7 protein-coding genes are annotated in these 8,303 nt (G+C 55.3%); 1 reads left to right on the top strand and 6 read right to left on the bottom strand.

Annotated elements, in window-relative coordinates; translation table 11 throughout:
* Window positions 1–158: 158 nt before the first annotated feature.
* The 5 genes from fliB to H7U36_RS05000 form a co-directional block, all read right to left on the bottom strand.
* A complete protein-coding gene (gene fliB / locus H7U36_RS05020; RefSeq protein WP_205155771.1) occupies window positions 159–1,295 on the bottom strand; it encodes a flagellin lysine-N-methylase in 1,137 nt (378 codons plus the stop codon).
* A gap of 9 nt (window positions 1,296–1,304) precedes the next feature.
* A complete protein-coding gene (locus tag H7U36_RS05015) occupies window positions 1,305–2,687 on the bottom strand; it encodes an NCS2 family permease (RefSeq protein ID WP_205155770.1) in 1,383 nt (460 codons plus the stop codon).
* A gap of 153 nt (window positions 2,688–2,840) precedes the next feature.
* On the bottom strand, window positions 2,841–4,466 hold the full coding sequence (ptsP, locus tag H7U36_RS05010) for a phosphoenolpyruvate--protein phosphotransferase (protein WP_033126943.1): 1,626 nt from the start codon (window positions 4,464–4,466) through the stop codon (window positions 2,841–2,843).
* Window positions 4,467–4,552: 86 nt separating this feature from the next.
* Entirely contained in the window at window positions 4,553–5,485 is a 933-nt protein-coding gene (gene cysK, locus H7U36_RS05005) for a cysteine synthase A (protein ID WP_191428536.1), read from the bottom strand.
* A gap of 53 nt (window positions 5,486–5,538) precedes the next feature.
* A complete protein-coding gene (locus H7U36_RS05000) occupies window positions 5,539–6,951 on the bottom strand; it encodes an amidophosphoribosyltransferase (protein WP_191428535.1) in 1,413 nt (470 codons plus the stop codon).
* 258 nt (window positions 6,952–7,209) lie between these two features.
* On the opposite strand from H7U36_RS05000, the gene H7U36_RS04995 reads away from it, so the two are divergent.
* The gene (locus tag H7U36_RS04995) at window positions 7,210–7,410 is read left to right on the top strand and encodes a cold-shock protein (protein WP_033126940.1); all 201 of its coding nucleotides are present in this window, start codon (window positions 7,210–7,212) and stop codon (window positions 7,408–7,410) included.
* Between the two features lie 193 nt (window positions 7,411–7,603).
* Here the strand turns inward: H7U36_RS04995 and H7U36_RS04990 are convergent, their stop codons facing one another.
* Window positions 7,604–8,296, bottom strand: coding sequence for a P-II family nitrogen regulator (locus tag H7U36_RS04990; RefSeq protein ID WP_033126939.1), 693 nt, complete (start codon window positions 8,294–8,296; stop codon window positions 7,604–7,606).
* Window positions 8,297–8,303: the final 7 nt, after the last annotated feature.

Below are 8,303 nucleotides of genomic sequence, written 5' to 3'. Positions count from 1 at the left end.
ATGTGCAGGGAACGTACCGCTTAACTTTAGAGTTGATAAGTAGGGGATTTTTCTTGATAAAAACCGGAAGGATCATTGAAATGTTGATAACTACAATAGAAAAGCCCCGGGGTAAACCGGGGACTTTGTCTACAGTCTGAGCTGACGCATAATATGCGTCAGCTCTTTTCGTGTGTCCTGTCCCAGAAGTAATCGTCCAGGGCGTTCAGGTTTTCGTCCGAGTGCTCGATCTCCCTGGCATAGCGGCGGGACATGCGGATCAGCGCCTCTATGTCAGCAGTGGTTCCCTGGACATACCACTCCATCATCACAAGCTCCTGTATCCACCGGGTGGAAAAGAAGGCCAGGCATACCTTAGCGTGGACCGCGTCGTCGTACACAGCTCCGCAGAAGTAGGTGTAGACGAAGAACAGCGCCAGCTTCTCCAGCCTTCGGTCCCAGGCCTCTCTGCCCGGCCCGCTGCTTTCCAGGCTCTCCCGGAAGGAGGCCCGTATCTTCTCATACTTCTCTTCCCCCGCCTGGCGAAGGAACGCCTCCTCCTCTCTCAGCAGCGCCTCCCAGGCAGGCTCCAGTCTCTCCAGACCTTCCAGCACCCGCAGCTCCTCCAGCAGCCTGTCATAGCAGGACAGTCGGGCAGGATTCACCCACCTTTCCTCCTCCGGCAAGCCAGGTTCCTGCTTTCCCCCGGTCTGGATCCACTCCTCCATACCGGGATAGTCTCCCTCCTCCAGCAGGAGCTGCACACCGCCCGCAAAGGCCAGACAGGCCCTCTCCTTCTCTTCAAAGGGCAGATCCCTCCTCTGCAGAAGGGCATACAGGGCTTCCCTTGCGTCTACTAGATTGGTATAGAGAAGAAAGTCAAAGCCCTCCTCAAAGGTCTCCTCCTCCGGGGTGTCCTCTGTCACAAAGGACAGCTCCCTGTCCTCCTCCAGCATGATCCGGGCCGCCTCGGGGCAGGACAGGGAGAGGGAGTACTCCCGCACATTTTCAAACTCCTCCACATGTCTGGGATACCGGGTGCATGTCTCGCAGAGAGCCTCCTCCCCCTTCTCGATGTAGAGGTCACAGAGCCCCTCCCGGTTCAGCATGGCGCACCTTCCCTCATACTGGCGGAAGGTGCCGTCCTCCCAGGAGACGGACCTGGCCATCCTCCTCCCGAAATCCCCCTGGTAGCCTCTGTATTTTTCCAGGGATGCCTCGTCGATAACGATCTGCCATCCCTCACAGCAGGAGGAGGGGCACCTGTCTGCCAGACATCTGAACGTATCATAATAATCAGGTCTTATATACCGCATGTCACTCTCCTACAGGAAAATATATTTCAGGATGAACAGAACCGCCAGCACATACATGAGGGCACTCAGCTTTTTCTCCCTGAATTTGCCGCTCAGCAGGTTGAGGGCCACATAGGAGATCACTCCCATGGAAATGCCCTCAGATATGCTGTAGAAAAACGGCATGGCTCCGATGCAGATGTAGCAGGGAATGGCCTCGCTCATATCGTTGAAATCAATGTTGACCACGTTGGTCAACATATAGAAGCCCACGATCACCAGCGCCGGCGCGGTGGCAAAGGAGGGGATGGCGAGGAAGATGGGCGAGAAAAACAGCGCCGCGCCGAACAGGATCGCTGTCGTCAGGGCCGTGAGCCCGGTCCTTCCCCCCTCTGTCACGCCGGATGCGCTCTCCACAAATGTGGTGGTCGTGGATGTGCCCAGCACAGCTCCCGCGGCGGTGGCCACCGCGTCGGCCAGAAGCGCGCCCTTGATGTGGGGCAGCCGCCCATCCTCGTCCAGCATGCCGGCCTTGGAGGACACACCGATGAGTGTCCCGATGGTGTCAAACATGTCCACAAAGAGGAAGGCGAATATGACAACGAGGAAATTCAAAGAGAAGATCCCGCTGAACTCCATCTTGCAGAAGATGGGAGACAGGCTGGGAATGGACAGCCCGTTGCTGAAATCCGGCAGGAGCCCGTAAAATCCGGCCTCCGGGTTGGGCACATAGATGCCCGCCAGCTGACAGATGATCCCCAGCACCCAGGTGATCAGTATACCCCAGAGTATATTGCCCTTGACATTGCGCAGCACCAGCACTCCGGTGATGATCACGCCGGCCAGCGCCAGGATCACCGTGATCCCCACGTCGTTGAAGGTGGCCTCCACACCGTTTGCCGCATTGTACCCGTCCAGAGAGTAGAGCTCCAGCAAAGTGGAGCCTCCCACCACGATATTGGCGTTCTGCAATCCGATAAACGCGATGAAAAGGCCGATTCCCACGCTGACCGCCGCCTTCAGATTCTGTGGGATAGCGTTAAATATAGCCTCCCGTACGCTGGTCAGGGAGAGGATGATAAAAATAATACCCTCCACAAAAACCGCTGTCAGAGCCACCTGCCAGGTGTATCCCATGCTCAGCACCACCGTGTAGGCAAAGTAGGCGTTCAGCCCCATGCCCGGCGCCAGGGCAAAGGGATAGTTGGCAAAAACAGCCATCAAAAGCGTCCCGATCAGGGCGGCCAGCGCCGTGGCGGTAAAGACAGCCCCCTGGTCCATTCCCGTGGCCGACAGGATGCTGGGGTTCACCGCCAGGATGTAGGCCATGGTCATAAAGGTGGTGACGCCTGCCAGGATCTCGGTCCTGACGTCAGTACCGTTCTGCTTCAGTTTAAATAATTTTTCTAACATCTTCTCCTCCTTTGTACTCTCTTCCACTGCTGTACTTTCCTTTAACAGTTTTAAGTATAGCAAAACGGATCTGCCAATTCAAACAGATCCGTCTTTCCGTATTCGTCTGATATCCATCCTATATCCGTCTTACATCATCTGTTTCTCCGGAAATCAGCGTATCTCTCGGATCTTCTTCCTGAGGGGCAGCACCTTTCCGGGAGCCACAGAGAGCTCGTCAATGCCCATCTGTATGAAGGTCTCGGTCATGCTGGTGTCCGCCGCCAGATCGCCGCAGATGCTGATATGCTTTCCCTCCAGGTGGACGTTGTTGGCCACGATCCGGATCATCTTGATCAGGGCCGGGTGATAGACATTGTAGTAGCCTGTCAGCTTCCGGTTGGTCCGGTCCATAGCCAGGGTGTGCTGGGTCAGATCGTTTGTCCCAATGCTGAAAAAGTCCACCTCCCTGGCCAGCTCCCCGCTGATCATGACGGCCGCCGGCGTCTCGATCATGACACCCACCCTGATGTTCTCGTCAAAGGCTGTCTTCTCTTCCTTCAGCTCAGCCTTGGCCTTCTCCAGCACCTTCTTTGCGGCTGTCACCTCCTCGATGGAGGTGATCATGGGAAACATAACCTGCAGATTTCCAAAGGCGGACGCCCGCAGGATGGCCCGCAGCTGGGTCTTGAACATCTCCTCCTTGTCCAGGGAGATGCGAATTCCCCTGTAGCCCATCATGGGATTGCTCTCCCCGGAAAGATCCATGCTCTCCGGCAGCTTATCCCCGCCCAGATCAGCGGTGCGGATGACTACCTTCTTGGTCCCCATGGCCTCCGCCGCCAGCTTGTACACCTGGAACTGCTGATCCTCTGTGGGCAGCTTCCCGGGGGACTCCATGTAGAGAAACTCGCTGCGGAACAGGCCGATGCCGCCCGCATCATTGCGCAGCACTCTCTCGATATCCTCCCGGCTTCCTATGTTGGCGCACACATCGATCCTCTGGCCGCTCTGGGTGACATTTTCCTTTCCCTTCAGCCGCTCCAGAGTCTCCACCTTCTGGAGATTTTGCTGCTTTTTCTGCTTCATCTTCTCCATGGTCGTCTGATCCGGCTCAATGTACAGCTTGCCGTCAAAGCCGTCTATGATGACCATCTTGCCCTCGTAGTCCTTCTTGAGAGCCTCTCCGATGCCAATGACCGAGGGAATCCCCTTTGTCCTGGCCAGCACGGCGGTGTGGGAATTGATGGATCCGTACATGGTGACAAAGCCAAGCACCTTTGTCTTGTCCAGCTTGACAGCCTCGCTTGGATAGAGATCCCTGGCCGCCATGATAAACGGCTCGTCCATGAACATCCGGTCCTTCCGGCTCCTGGAGAGGATGCGCAGGATGCGGGACGCCACGTCCTGCACGTCCGCCTCATGTCCCCGCACATAGCTCTCCGGCCTGCCTGAGAAGACCTTCAGAAAGCGTTCCACCGACTCCTTCACCGCGTATTCCGCATTCAGCTTCTGCTCGGTAATGATGCGCACCACCTGGTTGACGAACTCCTCGTCCTCCAGGACAGTCTGCTGCATCTCAAAGATAGTAGCGTTGGCCTCCCCCAGCTCGCTGGCGGACTCATCGTACAGCTCCTGGAGCTCCGCCGCCGTCTTCTTTCTGGCCTTCTGAAATCTGATCAGCTCCTTCTCCGGATCCTCCACATAAATCTTGCGGATCTCCCGCTCTCCCCTGTTAAAAAACACAAGCCGGCCAATCACGATTCCTTCCGATACTTTTTTTCCTGTCAACGTTATCATATGATACTTCCCTGTCCTTTATTTGTTCTGTATGCCTTTTACTTTACACGCTGGCGCAGGTACAGTCAAGTGCGGGCTTGTCCGTCTTACTCCTCAAACAGGGGCGTGGAGAGATATCTCTCCCCTGTGTCCGGGAGCAAGGCAACAATAGTCTTTCCCGCAAATCTGTCCTCTTTTGCAAGCTTCAGCGCGGCGTGAAGAGCTGCGCCGGAGGTGATGCCTGCCAGCACGCCCTGTTTTCTTGCCAGCAGTCTGGCCGCCTCATAGGCATCCCGGGTCTCCATCCGGATGACCTCGTCGTACACCTCGGTGTCCAGGATCTCCGGTACAAACCCGGCTCCGATCCCCTGCAGTCCGTGCGGGCCCGGCTTTCCGCCGGATAGCACCGGGGAGTCGGCAGGCTCCACAGCCACCACATGGATAGCCGGATTTTTTTCCTTCAGAAATCTGCCGGTGCCCGTGATGGTTCCTCCTGTGCCCACGCCGGCCACAAACACATCCACCTTCCCTTCTGTGTCCTCCCAGATCTCCGGGCCGGTTGTCTCCATGTGGGCTCTGGGGTTGGCGGAATTGACAAACTGTCCAAGGACAATGGCTCCCTCTGTCTGCCGGGCCAGCTCATCGGCCTTTGCAATGGCTCCGGACATTCCCTTGGCTCCCTCTGTCAGCACAATCTGAGCCCCGTAGCTTGCAAGCAGCTTTCTCCTCTCCACGCTCATGGTCTCCGGCATGGTGAAGACGACCTTATAGCCCCGGGAGGCCCCTACAGAGGCCAGGCCAATGCCGGTATTTCCGCTTGTGGGCTCTATGATGGTGTCCCCCGGATGGAGGAGTCCTCTCTCCTCCGCGTCCAGGATCATAAAGAGGGCGGCCCTGTCCTTCACACTCCCGGCCGGGTTAAAAAGCTCCAGCTTCACAAGCACCCTGGCCTTCAGGCCCTCCTCCCTCTCAATCTTTTCCAGCTCCAGGAGGGGGGTCCCTCCGATCATTTCCTCAACCTTCTTATAAATATGTCCCATGATGTTCTCCTCTCGTCTTGTTGTTTTTGCTATGATGTTTTCTCAGATCGGAACTATTCTTTTCCGTTAAAGCAGTAGGTACATACCTTACACGGCTCTATGCCGATGGAGACCAACAGATCGTCCAGGCGGTGGTACCGCAGGGTGGTGAAGTTCTGCTCCTTCCGGATCGCCTCGATCATCTGCGCGTAGCGGCAGGAATCCGGATCGGTGTACTCCTCCAGTACCTCCTCCGGACAGTTCTCCCCCTCCTTCTCGCGGATGACTCTCCTGGTGATCAGCTCCAGCTCTGATTTGGTCCGGGAGAAATTCAGATATTTGCAGCCGTACACAAGGGGCGGGCAGGCGGGACGCACATGCACCTCCTTTGCGCCGCTCTTGTACAGGAATTCCGTTGTCTCCCGAAGCTGGGTCCCCCTGACGATGGAGTCATCTATAAGGAGCAGCTTCTTGTCCTCGATCAGCTCCCGCACCGGTATAAGCTTCATCCGTGCGATGAGATTTCTCTGGCTCTGGTTCTGAGGCATAAAGGACCGGGGCCATGTGGGCGTGTACTTGATAAAAGGACGGGCGTAGGGGATGCCGGACTCATTGGAGTAGCCGATGGCGTGGGCCACGCCGGAGTCGGGCACGCCGGCCACAATATCCGGCTGGACAGAGCCGTTGTCCCGCTTTGCCAGCATGCTTCCGCATCTGTATCTCATAGCCTCCACATTGACTCCCTCGTAGGAGGATGTGGGGTATCCATAGTATACCCACAAAAAGGAGCAGATTTTCATCTTATCCCCCGGAGGCAGGACTGTCTCCACTCCCTCCGGCGTGATGTAGGCGATCTCCCCGGGGCCCAGCTCCCTGCAGTCGGTGTATCCCAGGTTGATGTAGGCAAAGCTCTCAAAGGAGACGCAGTAGGCCCCCTCCTTCTGCCCGATCACAAGGGGCGTCCTCCCCATGATATCCCTCGCCGCGTAGATGCCCTCCTTTGTCATGACCAGCATGGTCAGAGAGCCGTCTATGGTCTCCTGAGCATAGCGGATCCCCTCCGTGAAGGATCCCTTTCTGCAGATCAGGGACGCCACCAGCTCCGTGGCGTTGATGAGGCCGCCGCTCATCTCCTGGAAATGGGAATGCCCCTCGTTGTAAGCCTTCTCCAGGATCGCGTCCAGGTTGTTGATCTTGCCCACCGTGGCGATGGCAAAGCTGCCCAGATGGGACTGTATGAGCAGAGGCTGCGGCTCGTAGTCCGAGATGCAGCCAATGCCCAGATTTCCCTTCATCTCCTCCACATCCCGCTCAAACTTTGTGCGAAACGGAGCGTTCTCTATATTGTGGATGGCCCGGCAGAAGCCGTCCTCCCCGTGGGCGGCCATGCCGCCTCTCCTTGTCCCCAGATGGGAGTGGTAATCCACCCCGTAAAAAAGTTCCAGCATACAGTCCTTCCTGGACGCCACACCGAAAAGTCCTCCCATGTACTTTTCCTCCTGTTCAACAATAGTTTATCCAATACAGTTACTTTAATAGATACTTTTCCATTATAAATGATTTGCCCTCTATATACAAGCTGAATTGTACAGCTGAATATCTATTTTATTAGAATTTTCTGTATATTTCTGTCATATCGATTGACTTTTTTCATGATTTATGCTACGCTGTCAGAGTAAATTTACAGACAATTCTGTAGATTTATGAAACTTTTATTTTTTATTTCATTTATATGGAGGTAGCATATGAACAAAGGTACTGTAAAGTGGTTCAACAATCAGAAGGGCTATGGCTTCATCTCTGACGAAGAGGGCAACGACATCTTCGTCCACTACTCCGGACTTCTGATGGATGGTTTCAAATCCCTCGAAGAAGGCCAGGCCGTAGAATTTGAGGTGACGGAAGGCACAAAAGGACCGCAGGCTGTCAATGTTGTCAAGCTGTAACAGAAAAAGCATTAATCGGAATAAGATGTACCTTTTATTTATATAAACGGCAATTTCATTTAGATATTTAAAAGCAATACATGCGAATGCGATTAGACACACTGCGCCAGGCGCAAAAGCAAAACGCTGCCCGGGCCGCCGGATTTCCTATCCGGCCTGCCCGGGCAGCGTTTTGCTGTCTGTCATCCTCTGCCTACTCGTCCGTGTCCTCCTCCTCGATCAGGCGGAGGCCCGCTGTGTCTGTCACCGGGAGGGAGAACACGATGGCCTTTGCCTTTGTCTCCATTCCCGCCTTCTCCATGACAGCCCGCATAATAGCATTTTTATTCTCCGTCTTTGTGACGATCAGCACCAGCTCCTTCTCAGAGACAATGGATACGCCCAGAAACTTTTCAGCCCTCTTCATGCCGGTTCCCTTTGCGTGAAGGACCGTGCCTCCCGCCGCCCCGGCGCTCCTGGCTGCGTCCATCACCATCTCATTGTAGCCCTGATTTGCGATCACAACTAAAAGTTCATGCGCTGTATCCTTCAATGTCGTCTCCTCACCTTTCTCAAAATTCTGGTTTTCCAGTAAAAACAGCAGCTCTCTCTTGCCTCCGATGCTGCTCACAGGCACGATAAAGGCGATGCCTGTCCCCGGCACATCGATCTGGAACTTCTGTCTGAGTCCTCTTTTCAGCGTTCTCCAGACTGTGTCCGTGACAACGCAAAGAGAAACCGTCTTCTCCGCGTCCTCAAGCCCCAGGTAGTCCAGCACCTCGCTGTTTGCCGTGCCTCTGCCCAGGGTAACGATCTGGGCGTCCGCGTTCTTCTCCTTATAGAACTCCAGAAAGGACGCGGCGTCTTTCCTGTCGGTGATGGTCACCATCATATATACTTCGCTCATACTTCCA

This window comes from Faecalicatena fissicatena (assembly GCF_016900595.1).
GTDB lineage: Bacteria > Bacillota > Clostridia > Lachnospirales > Lachnospiraceae > Claveliimonas > Claveliimonas intestinigallinarum.
Note: the sequence above shows the minus strand (reverse complement) of the source record. Positions and strands in the feature narration are given on the sequence as shown.